The organism is Microbispora sp. NPDC088329 (assembly GCF_040685655.1).
GTDB lineage: Bacteria > Actinomycetota > Actinomycetes > Streptosporangiales > Streptosporangiaceae > Microbispora.
The window spans coordinates 231746-249301 of the sequence record NZ_JBFBIP010000006.1 but is presented as its reverse complement, the minus strand read 5'-3'; the positions used below and the strand labels follow the sequence as shown (position 1 = coordinate 249301).

General features: G+C 72.3%; 21 protein-coding genes and 1 riboswitch. Of the genes, 9 read left to right on the top strand and 12 right to left on the bottom strand.

Translation table 11 applies throughout. The features are described 5' to 3' along the window. Window positions 1-26: 26 nt before the first annotated feature. From AB0O28_RS15145 to AB0O28_RS15130, 4 genes are all read right to left on the bottom strand, one after another. Complete coding sequence (locus AB0O28_RS15145; protein WP_363640292.1) at window positions 27-1004, bottom strand: aldo/keto reductase; 978 nt, start codon at window positions 1002-1004, stop codon at window positions 27-29. A gap of 24 nt (window positions 1005-1028) precedes the next feature. Next, window positions 1029-1697, bottom strand: coding sequence for a hydrolase (locus tag AB0O28_RS15140; protein WP_363640290.1), 669 nt, complete (start codon window positions 1695-1697; stop codon window positions 1029-1031). Window positions 1698-1921: 224 nt separating this feature from the next. Then, window positions 1922-2437, bottom strand: a complete 516-nt coding sequence (locus tag AB0O28_RS15135; RefSeq protein ID WP_363640288.1) for a DUF6157 family protein — start codon at window positions 2435-2437, stop codon at window positions 1922-1924. A 59-nt stretch (window positions 2438-2496) separates the two neighbouring features. After that, a complete protein-coding gene (locus AB0O28_RS15130; protein ID WP_363640286.1) occupies window positions 2497-4653 on the bottom strand; it encodes a glycogen debranching N-terminal domain-containing protein in 2157 nt (718 codons plus the stop codon). Between the two features lie 227 nt (window positions 4654-4880). On the opposite strand from AB0O28_RS15130, the gene AB0O28_RS15125 reads away from it, so the two are divergent. Continuing rightward, window positions 4881-5081, top strand: a complete 201-nt coding sequence (locus tag AB0O28_RS15125; RefSeq protein WP_363640284.1) for a transposase — start codon at window positions 4881-4883, stop codon at window positions 5079-5081. Window positions 5082-5145: 64 nt separating this feature from the next. On the opposite strand, the gene AB0O28_RS15120 is transcribed toward AB0O28_RS15125, so the two are convergent. From AB0O28_RS15120 to AB0O28_RS15105, 4 genes are all read right to left on the bottom strand, one after another. Continuing rightward, the gene (locus AB0O28_RS15120) at window positions 5146-5847 is read right to left on the bottom strand and encodes a hypothetical protein (protein WP_363640282.1); all 702 of its coding nucleotides are present in this window, start codon (window positions 5845-5847) and stop codon (window positions 5146-5148) included. Between the two features lie 246 nt (window positions 5848-6093). Beyond that, complete coding sequence (locus tag AB0O28_RS15115) at window positions 6094-6753, bottom strand: fasciclin domain-containing protein (protein ID WP_363640280.1); 660 nt, start codon at window positions 6751-6753, stop codon at window positions 6094-6096. A 259-nt stretch (window positions 6754-7012) separates the two neighbouring features. Continuing rightward, window positions 7013-7678: a hypothetical protein gene (locus AB0O28_RS15110; RefSeq protein ID WP_363640279.1), complete on the bottom strand. Its 666-nt coding sequence runs from the start codon at window positions 7676-7678 to the stop codon at window positions 7013-7015. A gap of 191 nt (window positions 7679-7869) precedes the next feature. Beyond that, window positions 7870-8094: a type II toxin-antitoxin system HicB family antitoxin gene (locus AB0O28_RS15105; protein WP_363640277.1), complete on the bottom strand. Its 225-nt coding sequence runs from the start codon at window positions 8092-8094 to the stop codon at window positions 7870-7872. Between the two features lie 177 nt (window positions 8095-8271). Here AB0O28_RS15105 and AB0O28_RS15100 point away from each other — a divergent pair, with 177 nt between their 5' ends. Then, on the top strand, window positions 8272-8505 hold the full coding sequence (locus AB0O28_RS15100; protein ID WP_363640275.1) for a DUF2945 domain-containing protein: 234 nt from the start codon (window positions 8272-8274) through the stop codon (window positions 8503-8505). Window positions 8506-8720: 215 nt separating this feature from the next. On the opposite strand, the gene AB0O28_RS15095 is transcribed toward AB0O28_RS15100, so the two are convergent. After that, complete coding sequence (locus AB0O28_RS15095; protein WP_363640273.1) at window positions 8721-8954, bottom strand: DUF4236 domain-containing protein; 234 nt, start codon at window positions 8952-8954, stop codon at window positions 8721-8723. A 181-nt stretch (window positions 8955-9135) separates the two neighbouring features. Here AB0O28_RS15095 and AB0O28_RS15090 point away from each other — a divergent pair, with 181 nt between their 5' ends. After that, on the top strand, window positions 9136-9543 hold the full coding sequence (locus AB0O28_RS15090; RefSeq protein ID WP_363640271.1) for a four-helix bundle copper-binding protein: 408 nt from the start codon (window positions 9136-9138) through the stop codon (window positions 9541-9543). Window positions 9544-9599: 56 nt separating this feature from the next. Next, the gene (locus AB0O28_RS15085) at window positions 9600-10103 is read left to right on the top strand and encodes a MarR family transcriptional regulator (protein ID WP_363640269.1); all 504 of its coding nucleotides are present in this window, start codon (window positions 9600-9602) and stop codon (window positions 10101-10103) included. 74 nt (window positions 10104-10177) lie between these two features. On the opposite strand, the gene AB0O28_RS15080 is transcribed toward AB0O28_RS15085, so the two are convergent. Both AB0O28_RS15080 and AB0O28_RS15075 read right to left on the bottom strand, forming a co-directional pair. Then, window positions 10178-10777: a hypothetical protein gene (locus AB0O28_RS15080; protein ID WP_363640267.1), complete on the bottom strand. Its 600-nt coding sequence runs from the start codon at window positions 10775-10777 to the stop codon at window positions 10178-10180. A gap of 157 nt (window positions 10778-10934) precedes the next feature. Beyond that, window positions 10935-11135, bottom strand: coding sequence for a hypothetical protein (locus tag AB0O28_RS15075; protein WP_363640265.1), 201 nt, complete (start codon window positions 11133-11135; stop codon window positions 10935-10937). Window positions 11136-11376: 241 nt separating this feature from the next. Here AB0O28_RS15075 and AB0O28_RS15070 point away from each other — a divergent pair, with 241 nt between their 5' ends. Then, window positions 11377-12015 (top strand): DUF305 domain-containing protein, encoded by a 639-nt coding sequence (locus AB0O28_RS15070; protein WP_363640263.1) that lies wholly within the window; start codon window positions 11377-11379, stop codon window positions 12013-12015. Between the two features lie 30 nt (window positions 12016-12045). On the opposite strand, the gene AB0O28_RS15065 is transcribed toward AB0O28_RS15070, so the two are convergent. Beyond that, window positions 12046-13107 carry a CHAP domain-containing protein gene (locus AB0O28_RS15065; RefSeq protein ID WP_363640261.1) on the bottom strand — a complete coding sequence of 354 codons (1062 nt, stop codon included), beginning with the start codon at window positions 13105-13107 and terminating at the stop codon, window positions 12046-12048. A gap of 168 nt (window positions 13108-13275) precedes the next feature. Then, window positions 13276-13418, bottom strand: a riboswitch (cyclic di-AMP (ydaO/yuaA leader). A 269-nt stretch (window positions 13419-13687) separates the two neighbouring features. On the opposite strand from AB0O28_RS15065, the gene AB0O28_RS15060 reads away from it, so the two are divergent. The 4 genes from AB0O28_RS15060 to AB0O28_RS15045 all read left to right on the top strand — a co-directional run bounded on the left by AB0O28_RS15060 (window position 13688) and on the right by AB0O28_RS15045 (window position 17517). Then, on the top strand, window positions 13688-15166 hold the full coding sequence (locus AB0O28_RS15060) for an AAA family ATPase (RefSeq protein WP_363640259.1): 1479 nt from the start codon (window positions 13688-13690) through the stop codon (window positions 15164-15166). Then, a complete protein-coding gene (locus AB0O28_RS15055; RefSeq protein ID WP_363640257.1) occupies window positions 15163-16362 on the top strand; it encodes a tetratricopeptide repeat protein in 1200 nt (399 codons plus the stop codon). Before AB0O28_RS15060 ends, AB0O28_RS15055 begins: the two co-directional genes overlap by 4 nt. Before the next feature lie 113 nt (window positions 16363-16475). After that, window positions 16476-17219, top strand: a complete 744-nt coding sequence (locus AB0O28_RS15050; RefSeq protein ID WP_363640255.1) for a dienelactone hydrolase family protein — start codon at window positions 16476-16478, stop codon at window positions 17217-17219. A gap of 10 nt (window positions 17220-17229) precedes the next feature. After that, window positions 17230-17517: a DUF6295 family protein gene (locus tag AB0O28_RS15045; RefSeq protein WP_363640253.1), complete on the top strand. Its 288-nt coding sequence runs from the start codon at window positions 17230-17232 to the stop codon at window positions 17515-17517. Window positions 17518-17556 lie beyond the last annotated feature (39 nt).

Below are 17556 nucleotides of genomic sequence, written 5' to 3'. Positions count from 1 at the left end.
GCGGCACGCCGGCCCGGGCCGGGTCGTCACCAGCGGTGGTGCACCTGGGGGCGGATCAGGTCGTCGTAGATCCCGCGGACCGCCTCGTGCGTCTCGGCCGGCAGCTGCGCGAACCGCGCCGCCGCCGCGTTGGCCTCGGCCTGCCGGGGATTGCGGGCGCCGGGGATGACGACGCTTACTCCGGGCTGGTCGATGACCCAGCGCAGGGCGAACTGCGCCATCGTCATGCCCTCCGGCACGAGGCCGCGCAGCCGCTCGACCGCCTGGAGGCCCACGCCGTACTCGACGCCGGAGAAGGTCTCGCCGACGTCGAACGCCTCACCCTGGCGGTTGAAGTTGCGGTGGTCGTTTTCCGCGAAGACCGTCTGCGGGCCGTACCTGCCCGACAGCAGGCCGCTCGCCAGCGGGACCCGGGCGATGATCCCGACTCCGGCCTTCTCGGCGGCGGGCAGGACCTCGTCCAGCGGCTTCAGCCGGAAGGCGTTGAGGATGATCTGCACGGTGGCCACGCCGGGGCGCGCGATCGCGGTCAGCGCCTCGGCCACCGTCTCCACGCTCACGCCGTACGCCGCGATGCGGCCCTCGGCGACCAGCGTGTCGAGTGCGTCGAAGACCTCGTCGGTGTCGAAGACGGCGCTGGGCGGGCAGTGGAGCTGCACCAGGTCGAGCGTGTCGACGCCCAGGTTGGCGCGGGAGCGGTCGGTCCAGGCGCGGAAGTTGTCGAGGGTGTAGACCTCGGGCGTCTGCTGCACCCTGCGGCCCATCTTGGTGGCCACGGTCAGGCCGGACCGCTCCTTCAGCAACTTCCCGATGATCTTCTCGCTGCGGCCGTCGCCGTACACGTCGGCCGTGTCGATGAAGGTGGTCCCGGCGTCGACCGCGGCGTTGAGCGTGGCCAGGGCGTCGGCCTCGCTCACCTCTCCCCAGTCGGCCCCGAGCTGCCAGGCCCCCAGCCCGACGACGCCCACCTGCTTGCCCGTCCTGCCCAACACGCGCTGTTCCATGAGGTCAGATCGTAGCGGGGCAGCTCAGGCGGGGGGCGCTCCACCCGCCAGGTGACGCAGGAACCAGTCGCGAGCGAGCCCCGCGACCGTCTCCAGGGCGCCCGGCTCCTCGAACAGGTGCGTGGCGCGGGGCACGATCTCCAGGCGGACCGGGGCGGTGATCATGCGCATCGCCTCCCGGTTGAGACCGAGGACGACGGAGTCGCGCTCCCCCACGATCAGCAGCGTCGGCTGACGCACCGAGCCGAGCGCGCCCTCCGCGAGGTCGGGCCTGCCGCCCCTGGACACCACCGCCCTGACACCGCCGGGCCGCGCCGCCGCGGCGACGAGCGCGGCGGCGGCGCCCGTGCTCGCGCCGAACAGGCCGATGGGCAGGCCCCCGACGACCTCGTCCCCGGGCAGCCGGTCGGCCAGCGCGCCCACCCGCCCGGCGAGCAGGCCGATGTCGAAGCGCAGGTGACCGGTGACGGCGTCGGCGCGCTCCTCCTCCACTGTGAGCAGGTCGGCCAGGACGGTGGCCAGTCCGGCCCGCTGCAGTTCCCCGGCGACGTAGCGGTTGCGCGGGCTGTGCCGGCCGCTGCCGCTGCCGTGGGCGAACAGCACCGCTCCCCGGGCCTCCCGTGGGACCGCCACGTCCGCGTCGAGCACGACCTCGCCGATGGGGATCCGCACGCTGAGTTCGGCTTCGCTCATGAGGCCCGCCCTTCCCGGCCGCCCCGGCTGATCCCCGGTCTGTCCCCGGCTGGTCCCCGTGCTCCCCGCTGAACCACCGGGCCTACCCCCGGCCGGTGGCGGCAAACCGGGGACGGCGTGCCCTCCGTGCCAGGAAAACAGCAGGCGGCGCCGGTAGCGGCGCGAGCGCGCCGGGTCAGCGGCGGCATGGGCGCGGAGCCGGCGGTCCGCGTGAGACAACGGGGTCAGGAGCGGCGCGAGCGCAGCGCCTTGAGCACACTCACGCCGTGCTTCCCGCCCTCCGCCCTGCCGTTCCCCGCGCCGCCCACGGCGCCTTCCACGGCGCCTTCCACGGCGTCTTCCACGGCGTCTTCCACGGCGTCGCCCACCAGGCGCCGGTACTCCTCCGACTCCATGGGGCACAACGCGATCCGGCCGTCCCGGTCGAACAGCAGCCCCCAGCCGTACCTCTTGGCCAGGGGCGACGACCGCAGGCACGCCTGAGGACGGGAGAAGAACTCCTTCCTGAGCTCCGCGCGGCGCGCGCCGGACAGGTCCGCGGGCAGGTCCTGCCGCCGCAGCCAGGTCTCGAACAGCACGTCCTCCTGCGTCAGGCCGTACGGCGCGCCGGAGAGCAGCTCATACTGCAGGACGGCGACGGTGGGCTTGCCGCCCCGGGCCCTGGGCACCTCCGCGGCGGTCACCGGACAGTCGTCGGCGACCGCGATGAGCGTCGAGTAGTAGTTGAGATCCTCGGCCATGGCTCCACTATGCCCGGTTCGCCCGGCGGGTCGGCGCTTCCACGACGCGCCTCCGAGGATCAGCCGCGGGCGCCGGAGCTCGCCGGGGGGCGCGGCTCCGGGATGAGACGCACCCCCTCGGGCAGGCCGCTCACGTGCACCGCGCCGCTGCCCTCCCTGGTCTCCAGCTCGACCCGTACGCCCGCGAGCGGCAGCCCGGAGATCCGCAGGTCTCCGAACCCCTCGGGCAGCACCGGGGCGATCCACACCTTGTGGTGCGGCACCCACGGGTCGATGCGCAGCAGGAGCCGTAGGAGCTGGACCGGGGTGGCCGAGGCCCACGCCTGCGGCGAGCACGAGGTCGGGTACGGCACCGGTGCCGGGAACTCCCCCCGGTCGAACCCGCAGAACAGCTCCGGCAGCCGGTCGCCGAAGGCGCGGGCGGCGTCGAGCAGCCCGACGGCGATGCGCTGCGCCTCCCGCACGAAGCCGTAGCGCATGAGCCCGGACGCCACGAGCGCGCTGTCGTGCGGCCAGACGGACCCGTTGTGATAGCTCATCGGGTTGTAGGCGCCCATGTCGGAGGCGAGGGTGCGAACGCCGAAGCCGGTGAACATCCGGGGCGACAGCAGGTGCTCGGCCACGGCCGCCGCCTTGTCGCGGGCGACGATCCCCGACCACAGGCAGTGGCCCATGTTGGAGGCGAGCGCGTCGATCGGGCGGCCGTCATGGTCGAGCCCGACCGCGAAGTAGCCGCGGTGGGGCAGCCAGAACCACTCGTTGAACCGGGCGCGCAGCTCGGCGGCCCGCTCCCGGTAGCGCCGCTCGGTCTCGGTGTCGCCCGCCTCCTTGGCGAAGTAGTGGCGGGCAATGTAGGCGGCGTAGACGTATCCCTGCACCTCGGCCAGGGCGATGGGCGGCCGGGCGATCGTGCCGTCGGCGAAGTTGATGCCGTCGAAGGAGTCCTTCCAGCCCTGGTTGAGCAGGCCCTGGTCGGTCTTGCGCTGATACCACAGGAACCCGTCACGCATGCCGTACCGCTCGATCCACTCCAGCGCGGCGTCGGCGTGCGGGAGCAGTCGCTCCACCGCGTCCCGGTGCAGACCCCAGCGGCGCAGCTCGCCGAGGAGGATGACGAACAGCGGGCTGGCGTCGACCGAGCCGTAGTAGGCGTGCCCGCCGGCCGACGTGTCGTCCTGCCGGGCGCCGTACCTCAGCTCGTGCATGATCTTCCCGGGCTCCTCCTCGCTCATCGGGTCGATCTTGGTGCCCTGCAGGTCGGCCAGCCGGCACAGCGTGCCGTGCGCCAGGTCGGGGTCGAGCGGCAGGGCCAGCCACGAGGTGAGCAGCGAGTCGCGGCCGAACAGCGTCATGAACCAGGGCGCCCCGGCCGCGACGGTCGGCGGCAGCTCGGGGTGCTCGGGGTCGAACAGCCGCAGTGCGCCGAGGTCGTCGCGGGACTGGCGCAGGATCGCCGCCAGGGAGGCGTTGTCCGTCGTCACGTCGGGCAGGCGCTCGTCCCACTCGAACAGACGCCCCGCCCGCCGCGCCAGCGCCGGCGACAGCCGCTTCTCCGAGTACCACGGCTCGGTCTCGACGCCGTCGATGATCGGATTGGCCTGCACGCAGGCCGTCCACTCGCCGCGCGGCGGCACCACCACACGGAAGACGAGCAGGCGCGGGTTGACCACCGGCAGCACCGAAGTGCCGTCGGCCCTGGCCGCCACCCGCACCCCCCGGGCCTTGCTGACCGAGAACATACGCAGCGACCGCTCCTCCGCCGTGGTCGCCACGTCGGCCACCCAGTGCACCCGGTGGGTCTTCACCTCGAACAGGTCGCAGACATCGGAGCCGATGTGCAGGGTCACCACGCAGCCGGCCGGCTCGTGCGACATGTTGCGGATGGTGAGGTCCTCCGACAGCCCGCCGCCGACGTACCGGTCCCGCACGACCAGCAGCGTGCTCTCCGCCTGCCCCGGCCGCGGCGCCGCCCGGCCGACGAAGATCGCGTGGTACGGCTCGCGTGCCAGGACCTGGAGCTCCTCGATCGAGCCGTCGTCGACGCGCAGTTCCCACTGGGACAGCAGCCGGGTGTCGGCGTAGTAGATCCCCTGCGCCGACCCGGGCAGTATGTCGCCGTTTCGGGCCGACACGCAGAACGATCCCCCGGCCACGAGCGTCATGGCGCCCCCGCCGATGGCGCTGGGCTGTCCCTCGAACGTCCACCCGCTCGTCATGCCGATCACCTCGGCCCTGGTCCGTCGGTCCCGACAGTTGCCCCTTACCCGGACATCGAGCCGATTTTCGCCTCGTTCGCAGTCTGCTGCCGGGGCACTGCGCCACCACGCTGCCGCGCCTCCGGCACGTCGCCGCCGTACGCGTCGGCCCGCCGCGAGAGCCCGGCGGGCCCGGGCCGCACGCGGGATCTAATCCCCCGTGACCCGCTGTTTCCTACTCTTCCCGCATGCGCAGGTGGGTGAGCTCGCAGGGGCACGAGGTGGACCCCATCGTCATCGAGGGCCGCCAGTTGCTGCGCGTACGCCACCTGGGCTATCACGTCGGCTACTGCGCGTCGGTCGCGGAGGTGGCGGGCCACGTCGAGCTCGCCGACCTGGTGGAGGTCGTCGACCTGTGCCAGGCCGCAAGGCTCCGTGAACAAGAATGAGGGGTGAGCCGGACGGCTCACCCCTCTGTCGCGCCACCGCGTCACCTCACCGCGGCGCGTGCGCTCAGTCCCAGCCAGGCATGTTCCAGAAGTCGTCGGAGACCGGCGTCCTGGGCCCGGCCTTGGGCTTGGCGGCCTTGGGCTTGGCCGCCTTCGCCTTGCCCGGCTTCTGCATGCTCCAGCCCTGCAGCGGCCGTGCCCAGGCACCGGCGTCCTCGTCGTCGGTCTTGGGCTTCGACGGCGTGTGCGCGAAGTCGTTGCCCGACATCTTGGTGTACGTCGGCTGGTTGGACGTGGGGTGAAGGAAGATGTCCTGCGGCGAGCGCTGGCTGTTGTTCTTGCCGGTGGCGGGCATCGTGAACATGAAGCCCGGCTGCGAGCCGTTCGCCTGGTTACCGTTCGCCTGGTTGCCGGTGGCCGGGCCGGCCGGCTGGGTGCCCGCCTGCCGACCGCCGGATGCCTCGCCGCCGGGCGCCTGCGGGCCGGCCATCGGGCCGTTGGCGCTCTGGCCGTTCGCCGCCGGGCCGTTCGCCCGGTTGCCGGCCTCGTCGCCGGACATGAACGGAGCGACCTTCGCGCCCTTGTCCAGGATGTCCAGGGTCTTGGAAGCGACGACGTCGGGCTCCTCCGGGTGGTTCATCGCCAGCGCGGCGATCTTCTTGCCGGGCGACATCGGCTCCTTGGCGGACAGCGGAGCCGGGTCGGCGGGCGTGCCCGCAGGACCCGACAGGAGAGCCGCGGCGAGTATGGCACTGCATATAGGCATGAGAATTTCCCCCGAAATCTGGTGGACGGAACAAGAACGAAGGTAAGCGCACGATGCCGGGCGATCACGGAGCCGACACCCAGTGTCCGGTCAAATAAGAGAACCGTCCGGTTCAGGACATAGGCCCCAGGGCTCGCGCGAGCCGGGCGAATCCGGGACGTGCCCGAGGCAGAAGAGGCGGAAAACGGAACGGGGGCGAGCCGCGAGCGGCTCACCCCCGTAAGGCTGTCGCAGGGCGACGGCGGGTCACCTCGGCATGAGGACCTTGTCGACCTGATAAATGGTGGCGTTGCTCGTCGCGATGTTCCCGCAGGTGACCGCGGCGTCGTTGACCTTGAGGCTGGAGTCGGACCCGGAGACCGTGAGCTTGCGGCCCTCGAGAGAGGTCAGCTGGCCGTGCATGTCCGCCGGCCCCTTGCGTCCCTTCACCACGTGGTAGGCCAGCAGCCCCCTGAGCGACTTGCGGTTCGTCAGCAGCTGATCGAGCTGACTCTTCGGGATCTTGTTGAACGCCTCGTTGGTGGGCGCGAACACCGTGATGTCCTGGGCGGAGTTGAGCGTCTGGGCCAGCCCTGCCTTCTTCACCACCCGCGCCAGTGTGGACAGCGACGGGATGTCGGCGAGCGCGGTGCCGACCGGCACCTTCGCCAGCTCGGCGGGGCTGCCCTTGCCCGAGGCCGGGAGCGAGGAGCAGCCCGCCCCGACGGGCGACCCGGAGACCGACGGTGACGGGGTCGCGGACGCGGCCTCGCTCGCCTCGGCGCTGGGGGTCTCACTGGCCATGTCCGTGGCGGTCTCGTTGGCCGCGACCGGGGCCGCGGGATTGCCGCCGCCCTGACTGCCGCACGCCGCGGACATCGAAAGCGCCGCGGTCAGGGCGGCAAGGGCGAGCACACGGGTATTCATGATCGTGCTTCCTTAGTCGTGGAAAGGTCGTTGCTGGGTGGCGGGTCGGGTGCGTGATGAGACACGGAGTGAACGCACCGATCGGTCCTTCGACCGGACGCGGTGCCCGGCGTGCCACCCGCACGTCCGTCCGCGCCGTGCGAACCCCGGTGGACGGCGACACCGGAAGAGCCCGCCACACCGGCTCAGGACCGGTGTGGCGGGCCGATCGGATGGGCCGGTCACACGGGCCTCTTCCGTCAGGCCGTCCGGGCCGGGCTCACCGGCCGCGCGGCCACAGATGCCGGTGGGGCCGGGTGGCCGTCTTCTGACGCGCCGTCTTCGGCTCCCTCTGGGGCGCCGGATAGGACTTGGTCGTCTGGACCCCGTACACCGGGCGGAAGGTGAACGGCCGGGGTGCCTCGCCGGGCTTGCCGGAAGCGATGACGGGCTGGATGAACACGTCGCGCGTCTTGGGATCGATCACCGGAACGAGTGTGTTCGCGGTCGCCGCCCCGTCATCCGCCCTGTCGCTCTCCGTGTCGCCCGCTGTGCCGTCCCCCGTGCCGCCCGCGGTCGCGGAGGGCCGTCCCGCGCCCGCGACCGGCTTGCCGTTCGCGCCGGACGCTCCGGGGGCGCTCGCCCCTGTCTGCGAACCGGTCTGCGACCCGGCCGGTGATCCGGAGGCGGGGCCGGACGCGTTCCGCCCGCTGTCCGTCCCGTTGGGAGCCATCCATGGCGGCGCCTGGGGGAAGGGGAAAGGAAACTCCCCGGCCTGCGGCGCCATGCCGGGCAGCGATGCGAGTTGCGGCCGGGCCGTGGACGGCGGCGTGGCGTTGTTCTTGTCCGTGGTGGCCCTCGTCCCGGACGGAGCCGGGTCCGGCGGCACGGCGGCCGGCCCGGACAGCAGGGCGGCGGCCAGTACGGCGGCTGTACAGAGAGGCATGAGACTCCCCCGAGGTCATGGATGGTACGAGCACGACGGTAAGCGCCGCACCGGGGAGTGATCACGCATCCGACGACCAATGTCCGGTCAAGCATGATGATCGGGCGCATCACCCGCAAAGATCCCATCGCACCCGCAACCGGCCCCCGCGGGCCTTCGGGAGAGGAACGAGGCGAGCGGCCGAGGCGAACTCAGTCCGGCAGCCTGACCTCGATCGGCACCACGATGGGCGGATGCGACGGCGGGTTCGGCAGCGGCCGATGCCGGAAGTAGTGCTCCAGGGCGCGCCGCAGGCGGCCGAGCGCCTCGTCGACCGTGTGCCCCTCGCAGGCCACCTCGACCTGAACGCACCGTGCGCAGTACAGGCCACCGTCCTCGGGCGTGACGGTCGCGGTCAGCCGCACGGTCCGTCCCATGCTTCCACCGTGCGCGACAGCGGACCCGGATAATCCCGGCGCACGGGCAACAGTACGGAGATACGCGCCCGGCCGGTTCCGGCTCACCCCCGCTTCGTGCCGGGATTTTGCCTGATAGGGAGGCATGCCGGTGTCCCGCCGAGAGGATGGCGCGTTTCCCCGGGTAGGGCGGGGCACATGGGCGAGAAGGACAAGAAGGAAGAGCCGTCGGTGGGCGACGAGGTCACCTGGAAGAGCCACGGCGGCGAGGCGGCCGGCAAGGTCGAAAAGAAGATCACCGAGCGCACGGAGGAGGCGGGCCGCACCGTGGCCGCCTCACCCGAGGACCCGCAGTTCCTCGTGCGCAGCGAGAAGAGCGGCGGGACGGCGGTGCACAAGCCGTCGGCCCTGCATCCGAAGGATAAGGAGTGACGTGACCGCCGGCGGGGGACGGACCGCGGCCGAGTCCGGCCGGGCGGTCGACGTGTCCGTGGCCGCAGCGGGTCGATGACCGCGCGAGAAGCGGTCGGAGGAGATCGGTCAAGCTAAAGATCGGCCGAGTGGGAGATCAGCCGGACGGGAAATCGGCCGGGCGGGTCCACGGGCGCGCACCGGGGGTCGCGCCCGCCGCCCCGGCCGTCCCCGGCTCAGTTGAGCGTCTTCTTCCAGTGGAAGCCGCCGGGCAGGTTCACGGTGAGGGTACGCCGCCCGTCCGCCGTCTTCGTGACGCGGAAAGCGCGTCCGCCGAAGCTGTGCCCGACGCCGCCGCGCGAGAGGTTGAGCCTGAACGGTCCCATCTTGATCGATTTTCGGTAGCTCCAGCCCATGACTTCTCCAAGGTTGTCCGTGCCTCCGCGACTACCCGCAAAGACGATCAGCACACCGGATCGGCTCCGTTTACGACCGTGCCGATGGGTATGGGCTGGGCATGCCCGAGCTTTCGGGCCACCAGGAACGTGCCGGGAATCCCGAACGGGCGCGAAGGTTCACGGTCCCCGCCGCGTCCGCGGGTTCCGCGCCTGCCCGCGAAGATGCCCGCCCGAAACCGGAAGGAGTGACGCCATGGGACACGCCGGAGTGATGCTGGAGACCTATCCCGCCGATCTCGGCGGTGTGGACAGGCAGGTGCTGGCCAACTGCATCGAGGCCTGCTTCGACTGCGCGCAGACCTGTACGGCCTGCGCGGACGCCTGCCTGAGCGAGCACGCGGTGGCGGAGCTCGTGCGCTGCATCCGCACCAACCTCGACTGCGCCGACATCTGCGCGACGACGGGCCGGGTGCTGTCCAGGCACACGGGCTACGACGCGAACCTGACGCGGGCCCAGTTGGAGGCGTGCGCGCAGGCCTGCCGCAGCTGCGGCGACGAGTGCGGTATGCACGCCCACGTACACGAACACTGCCGGGTGTGCGCCGAGGCGTGCCGGCGCTGCGCCCAGGCGTGCAACGAGCTGCTGGCCGCGCTCGGCTGAGCGTTTGCCCGATGCGATGACGTACCGGTGAGAGAGACCGTGTAAAAACGGTTCCTATGGCAGAAGAAGGGGACGACGAGCCGACCGGCGACGACCTCGAGGCCGTCACCGCCGCCGTGCTCACCGCCTCGCGTGTGCTCGTCGCGATCTCCGCGCGGTCTCTCGCCGCCGCTGAGGATAGGGTCACCCTGCCCCAGTTCCGCATGTTGCTGGTTGTGGGACAGGGCGAGACCAAGCTGGTGACGCTGGCCGACAGGCTCGGTGTGAATCCGTCGACCGCCATGCGCATGGCCGACCGCCTCGCCGTCGCCGGTCTGATGAAGCGCGAGGTCAATCCGCACAACCGGCGGGAGACGCTGCTGCGGCTGACCGACAACGGACGGCGGATCGTGGACGAGGTCACGGCCCGGCGCAAGAAGGAGATCACCGCGATCCTCACGCGGATGCCGGCGGCCCAGCGGCGGGCCCTCATCGTCGCTATGCGGGAGTTCAACGACGCGGCGGGCGAACCGCCCGCCCGCATCGCCTTCCCGCTCGGGTGGCCCGGCCCGTCCTCCTGATCGCCGTGTCAGGCGGCCCAGCGGCGGGCGTTCGCGAACCCTCGCGGGCGGCCCGGCAGCGGGTCGGCAGCGGGTCAGCAGCCGGAGGCGGCGCAGGCCCCGGGGATGAGCCCGGGGGCTCCGTCGGCGCCCGACGGCACCTCACCCCGGTCCTGGCCGGCCCCGCCCTTCGAGGCACCGCCCGTCTTGCCCGACGAGCCGGTCCCGGCCCGGCCCGCTCCGGCGCTCTTCTGACCGGACGAGCCCCCGCCCGAGGAGCCGGAAGCGGTGTCCGCGCCTCCTCCGGCGGGTGCCTGCGCTCCACCGGAGCCGTCTCCGCCGGACCCGATCGCGCCCTGGTCCGACGCGCCCTGGTCCGACGAGCCCTGCGATTCCTGTCCGTCCCCCGCACCGGCGTCGTCCCCGGAGGAACCGGAGGAACCGGCGGTATCGCCGTCCTGTGCGGGGGCCGCCGACTGCTGCGTGCCGCCCGCGGCGGGCGGACCCGACGGGTCCGAGCGGCCGGCGAGCGCGTAACCCGCTCCCCCGGCGGCCAGCACGGCGACCAGGGCCGCGGCGGCGATGATGAGGGGTTTTCTGTTCTTCGGCCTGGTCGCCGGCTCCTCCTGACTGGAGAGGACTTCCTGCCGGAACCGATCATCCTGGCTCGTCTGCGAGGGGACGTGCCCGTGCATGTGAGACAACTCCCAGCGGTCGTTTCGGGGGAAAGCTCCACGGCTTCCGCGGGTGGCTGCCCACCTTAGCCCCACTGGTGACCAAATCTCACAAAGAGCACTAAACAATCATGAATTCCCCAGGGTTTCCTCTGGTCCGGGCACGCCGCGCACCAGCTCAGCGGCTGTGCGTCGCGGCGCTGTGGTAGTCGGTGTACGTGTAGGGGTTGCCGAGAATCCTCGTTTCGGGGATGTCGGGGTTCATCCCCTTCTGCCACGCCTCCTCGCCCAGCGTCGCACGCAGATACTCGACGGTCCGCTCCACCTCGCGGCGGGCCGCGGCGAGGTCCACGCCGGCAAGGCGGTGCTCGTGCTTCACCACACGCGACCGTTCACGAGGACCGTGTGCACGTCGCCGCGCTGCGCCTGGAAGCGACATGCTCGTACGGATCGAGCACAGGCGGAGAGCTCCCGCCGGGCGGGGTACGACGGGGAAGAGGCGGGCAGGTCCGCCTTGACGCAGGTTCGGCGGGCGCCGCCGCGGGCGGGGGCCCGGTTCGCCCGGCAAGGCGGGGACGCAACCGATTCACGCCGAGAGCGCGAGAGTGGAGGTGCCGGCCATGAGGGGACGCGTTCTGCCGGCGGCCCTGCTGGCGGCCGGTCTGCTGACCGGCGGCGCGCGGGGCGCCGCTCTCGCCGCGACGGCCCCGGCTCAAACCCCGGCTCAGATCCCGGCTCAGATCCCGGCTCAGACGCCGGCACCGACGCCGGCGGCACCGGTCGGCACGACTCTCGCCTCCGATCACAACGAGCAGGACGTCATGTTCGCCCGGATGATGATCCCGCACCATCGTCAGGCGGTGGAGATGGCGAAACTGGCCGAGGGACGGGCGTCGGACCCCCGGGTCGTGCGGCTCGCCGAGCGGATCGAAGCCGCCCAGTCTCCCGAAATACGGACGATGAGCGGCTGGCTCACGGCCTGGGGCGAGCCGGTGTCCGGCGAGAGCCCCGCGCCGGCGCACCGTCACGCCATGCCCGGCATGATGTCCCCCGAGGAGATGCGCCGTCTCGAAGGGCTGTCCGGCCGGGCCTTCGACCGGGAGTTCCTCTCGATGATGATCCGGCACCACGAGGGCGCGGTCACCATGGGGCGGGACGAACTGCGCGGCGGGGTCTACGAGCCGGCCCGGCGGCTGGCGGCGTCCGTCGTGTCCAGCCAGTCGGCCGAGATCACGGAGATGAAACGCCTGCGGGGATGAAGCGGACGACGCGGGCGGCCGCCGACGGTGTCAGACGATGCTCGGGCGAGGGGCGCCGTCTTCCCCGCCGGATGCCGGACCGCCGGACGCCGCCGCATTGACGGACGCCACATTGACGGGCGCTGGATTGACGGGCGCCGGCTTGACGGGCGCCGGACCGCCGGACACGGGCGCCGGACCGCCGGACACAACATTGACGGGCGCCGGATTCGCGGACGCCCGCGCGGACGGGCGAGCGGCCCGCGTCGTGGCCCCCACCGTGGCCCCCACCGTGGCACGCGCAGTGACCCGTCCGGGGCCGCGTTTGCGGTGCCGTCCGCCGGAGGTCGCCGCCGCGGCCTTGACCCGGAGCCCGGTGACGGCGGTGGAGACGACCGCGAACAGCAGGCCGGCCGGCAGGACGGCGTCGCCGGGCGACCACACGACGCCGGGGGACTGCCCCTGCGTGGCCGCCAAGTTCCTGATGGTGAGCCCCACCGCACCCGGGACGCTCGCGTGCACCGCCGCCACGGGCTGGATCGTCACCGGCGCCTTCGGCGTGACCTTGACCTTGCGCGGCAGGCCGTACCCGACGATCTTGCTTTTGTCGCGTACCTTGCGCTTCAGCCACACGCCGTCGACGTTGCCCTCGATCGTGTGGACCTTCCCGTGGACGACCTTCTCGACCACGCCGACGTGGTCGATGTCTCGGATCTTCTTGGACCCCGACCAGTCGAAGAAGACCACGGCGCCCGGCTCGGGCGTGCCGCTCCACGCGTCGTGCTCCTTGAACCACTTGGCGTGCCGTGTGGTCAGCGCGAACTCGCCGACGCGGTCCTGTACGCCCGCCTGGTTCGCCGCCCAGGAGACGAACATGTCGCACCAGGGGGCGGTCCTGAAGTCGGGGTCCTTGGCGATGGTGTCGGCGTACCATTCGCCGAACTTCGTGTGTTTCCCGGCTCGTTCGCGGTAGCCCAGTTCCGGGCGGACGGCGTCGAGCAGCTGTCGTGCTATCGGATCGGTGGAAATCGCGGGCTCCTCATGGCGCGCTTCGAGACATGACGAACCGGCCCGCGGGCGTGACGGCAGGGCGGCATCACCGCGTGACGGCACGGCGGCCGGAAGACACGGCCGCGGCGGGGCGGGATCAGAAACGGGAGACGTGGCAGCCCGTCACGGGCGCGCCATCACCCCGGAAGCCTGGAGACGTTCCAGGGCGGGCATGTGGTCCGGGCGACGGACCCCGGACCGGGTGGGCAGGTGGAGCGGACACTCCACGCGCTCTCCTCTCCTTGGCCGCCTACCGGGTTAGCTGACGGGTTCGGGCCAGGAGTAGCCCTACCGGATGGTCCGGATTCACCCCAGAAAAGGTGGGTCCCCGGTTCCCGGGATCGATGACATCCGGGATTCGGCGGTCGCCGGTCGTCCTCGGGTTGAGGACCGCTCACCGGCGTGACACACGGGAAGCTTAGTAGATAACAAGTAAGACACGGCCAAAAACCCGGCAAACAGCCCGATTCCTGCTGCGGTCGGCCGAAGTTTCCCGCAGGTCCCCACGGTTGCGGGCAACCAACCGTGAGATGCGCCACAGGGGGCGCCGACGGCCGGGCGGAGCCTGTAGAGATCACCGCTGTCCGACCACGTGGGTAGCCTTACGGTCATTTCGGATCGACCGACAGAAGGGACCCGGGCAGTGCTGGACGACGCCGGACTCCAAGCCCTCCGGGAGGCGGCGCGGCTGTCTCCGGACAACCTCCCCCTACGGCGGCACCTCGCCGGGCAGCTCCTGGCCAAGGGATATCTCGCCGACGCCGAGGCCGAGTACCGGGCCGCCCTCCTGCTGTCGCCCAGGGACCCGGACGTCGTCGCCGGTCTGGCGGAGGCCTTCGTCCGGCAGAGCTCTTACGGCGCCGCGCTGTCGGCGCTCCAGCCACTCCTGGCCGAGCCCGGTTTCCCGCCGCGGATCGGGCTGCTCGCCGCCAGGGCGCTGCTGGGCGAGGGTGACGTGCCCGGCGCGGCGCGCCGCTACCACGACGCGGTCTCCCGCGATCCGTCGCTGTCCGACCCCGGCCTGGCCGCCCGGCTGGAGCCGCAGCCGGCCACGCCGTACCAGACCCAGACACAGCAGAGCCAGACACAGCAGAGCCAGGCGCAGCAGCCACAGACGCAGCCCGGCACGCCGTACGCGCCGGGGCCGCCACCCGGCCCGGCGTACCCCCCACCTGCGTACCCCGCACCGGCGCACGACGGCGACGTGGAGGTCCAGCGCTCCGGTGTCACCTTCGCCGACGTGGCGGGAATGGAGGCGGTCAAGGATGCGCTGCGGATGAAGCTCCTGCTCCCCGTCCAGCAGCCCGAGCTGTTCGCCGCGTTCGGCAAGCGGGCGGGCGGCGGAGTGCTGCTGTACGGCCCTCCCGGCGCGGGCAAGACCCACCTGGCCAGGGCGGCGGCGGGAGAGCTCGGCGCGTCGTTCATCGACGTCGGCCTGGCCGACATCCTGGACATGTACATCGGGTCCAGCGAGCGCAACCTGCACGCCACGTTCGAGATGGCCCGGCGCAACCGGCCGTGCGTGCTCTTCTTCGACGAGGTCGACGCGCTGGCCGCGCGCCGCTCGGACATGCGCCAGGCGCACACCCGCCAGCTGGTCAACCAGTTCCTCGCCGAGCTCGACGGCGTGGACGAGAACGCCAACGACGGCGTCCTGGTGCTGGCGGCCACCAACGCGCCCTGGTACATCGACGTCGCGTTCCGGCGGCCCGGCCGCTTCGACCAGCTGGTGTTCGTGCCGCCGCCCGACGCCGCGGCCCGCGCCGCCATCCTGCGCATCCTCTGCCGAGACAAGCCGCTGGCCGAGATGGACTACGACGCCGTGGCCCGGGTGACGGACGGGTTCGTGGGCGCGGACCTCAAGGGTGTCGTCGACCGCGCGGTGGAGACCAAGCTGCATCAGTCGATCAGCGCGGGCCGGCCCATCCCCCTGTCCACACCCGACCTGCTGGCCGCGGCCCAGACGGTGCGGCCCACGGCCGTACGCGAGTGGCTGACCACCGCGCGCAACTACGTCCTGCACGCCAACGACTCCGGCGCCTGGGACGAGCTGATGCCCTGGATCAACGGCACATCCAACGGTGCGTTCGGCGGCAAGAAGGGCGGCAAGGGCAGGTGGTGACGGCCGCGGCGCCACTCGAAAGGGCACGCACGCTGCTGACGCTGAACCGCCCGGCGGAGGCCGAACGGGAACTGCGCGGCCTGCTCGCCCGGGAGCCCGAGAACGTCGCCGGGCACGCCTTCCTCTCCGTGGCGCTGACGCAGCAGCACAGGGCGTCCGAGGGGATCGGCGAGGCCACCGAGGCCGTGCGGCTCGCGCCCGACCACTGGTTTCCCCACTACGTCGCCGGGCACGCGTACCACCGGGCGGGGCGCCCGCACGAGGCCGTCGCCGCCGCGCGGGCGTGCCTGGCGCTGTCCCCCGAGCACGCGCCGGCGTGGGAGCTGCTCGCTCGGGCGCACGTCTCCCTCGAGCAGTGGCCGCAGGCGGCCGACGCGGCGGAGCACGGGCTCGCCGCCGACCCCGAGGACGCCGACCTGGCCGGCATCCTCGCGGTGGCCCTCACCGTGCTCGGCGACGCCCTCCGGGCGAAGGAGGCGGCCGCGCGCGCCGTCGGGCTGGATCCCGAGAGCGCGACGGCCCATCTGGCGTACGGGCGGGCGCAGCTCGCCTTCGGCGCGCCGGCCGAGGCGGCCCGCGCGTTCCGCGAGGTGCTCCGCCTCGATCCCGGGTTCGACCAGGCCAGGGACCTGCTGGTGGCGGCGTTGAAGCGGCGTAACCCCGTCTACCGCGTGCTCGCGCGCCTTCGCGGCACGTTCTCCGGCGGATGGCGGATGGTGTTCCTGCTGCCGGCCGTGCCGCCGCTCATCGCCGTCTTCGTCCTCATCGCGCTGCTGCACTGGGCGGCCTGGGTCGCCGAGGCGGTCACCACCCTGCGCCTGGCCCGGGCCAGGGCCACCAGGCTGCTCTTCGACACCAGGGAGGCGAGAGTGGCGGCGCTGTGCTGCTGCCTTCCCGCCGCGGGTGCGGCGCTGCTCGTGGCCGGCGTGGCGACCGGCGGGGCGGCGCCCGCGGTGGCGGGCGCCGCCGTCATGGCCCTGGTCACCCCCGTGCAGGAGGCGGCGCACACGAGCGCGCCCCGCGGCCGCCTCGTGCTGTACGGCTGGTCGGGCCTTTTGGGGCTGGCCGCCGTCCTGTCGGCGATCGCGTCCCTCCCCACCGTCGCGCTGCTCACGGCGTACGCCGGGGTGGCCTCCATCTGGGTGGCGGCGGGCGTGCGGCGCCTGTTCGGGACGGGTGCGGCGCACGCGCTCTGACCGGCCCGGGGCCGATTGCTTAGTTAGTCAAAGCAAGCATTATCGTGGCCCTCCTGGACCCGCCGCCGGAGGCGACCGGCTCGTGCGGGAGCGTGATCACAGGTGGAGGGACTATGACCGACGCGATGTGGGCCGGCACGGTCGCCGTGACCGGGCACGAAGGCGCCGGCCTCGAAGCGTACGCGGCCCGGCCGCTCGGCTCCGCCCCGCACGGCGGGGTCGTGGTGATTCATCACATGCCCGGCTACGACGAGGCCACCAAGGAGATCGTCCGCAGGTTCGCGGCGAACGGCTACGCCGCGATCTGCCCGAATCTGTACTCCCGGGAGGGCGCCGGCGTCAGCCCGGACGACCAGGCCGCGGCGGCCCGGGCCAAGGGCGGCATCCCGGACGAACAGCTCGTCGGCGACGTCGCCGGCGCCGCGGCCTATCTCAAGGCCCTGGAGCACGCCAACGGCAGGATCGGTGTGATCGGCTACTGCTCCGGCGGACGGCAGGCCTTCCTTTCCGCGTGCTCGCTGGACATCGACGCCGCGGTGGACTGCTACGGCGCCTTCGTCGTCACCGCGCCGCCCGCCGAATATCCGCTCAAGGCCGAGCCGCTGATCTCCCGGGCCGCCGATCTGTCCTGCCCGCTGCTCGGGCTCTTCGGCGCGGACGACAGGTTCCCCTCGCCGGAAGAGGTGGGAGTGCTCTCCGCGGAGCTGGAGAAACTGGGCAAGGAACACGAGTTCCACGTCTTCCCCGACGCCGGCCACGCGTTCTTCGCCGTGGACCGGCCGGCCTACCGCCCCGCCGCCGCGGTGGAGGGCTGGAAGAAGGTCTTCGGCTTCTTCGGCCGCCGCCTCGCCGCCTGAGGAGACCAGGATGTGCACCTATCTCACCGAGAAGCTCCGTCTCGACGGCGCCGCCAAGGGGGCCTCGGGCTGGTTCACCGTCACCGACGGCATGGTCTACGTCGATCATCCCTACCACGCGTGCCATGAGCACACGGTGAACATCGACCTGACCAACCCCTCGGAGGGCCCGTCGGCCCGGGTCGCCATCGAGCTCACCGAGGAGGCGGCGCTCGCGCTGGTCGAGGCGATCCACAAGGCACTGGCCGCGGCGCCGCCCGGCCTCGCGTCGGCCGCTCCTCGTCCCGCCTCCGCCTGATCCGGCTCTCCCGACGCGGTCTCGTCCGCCCGCCCCTGC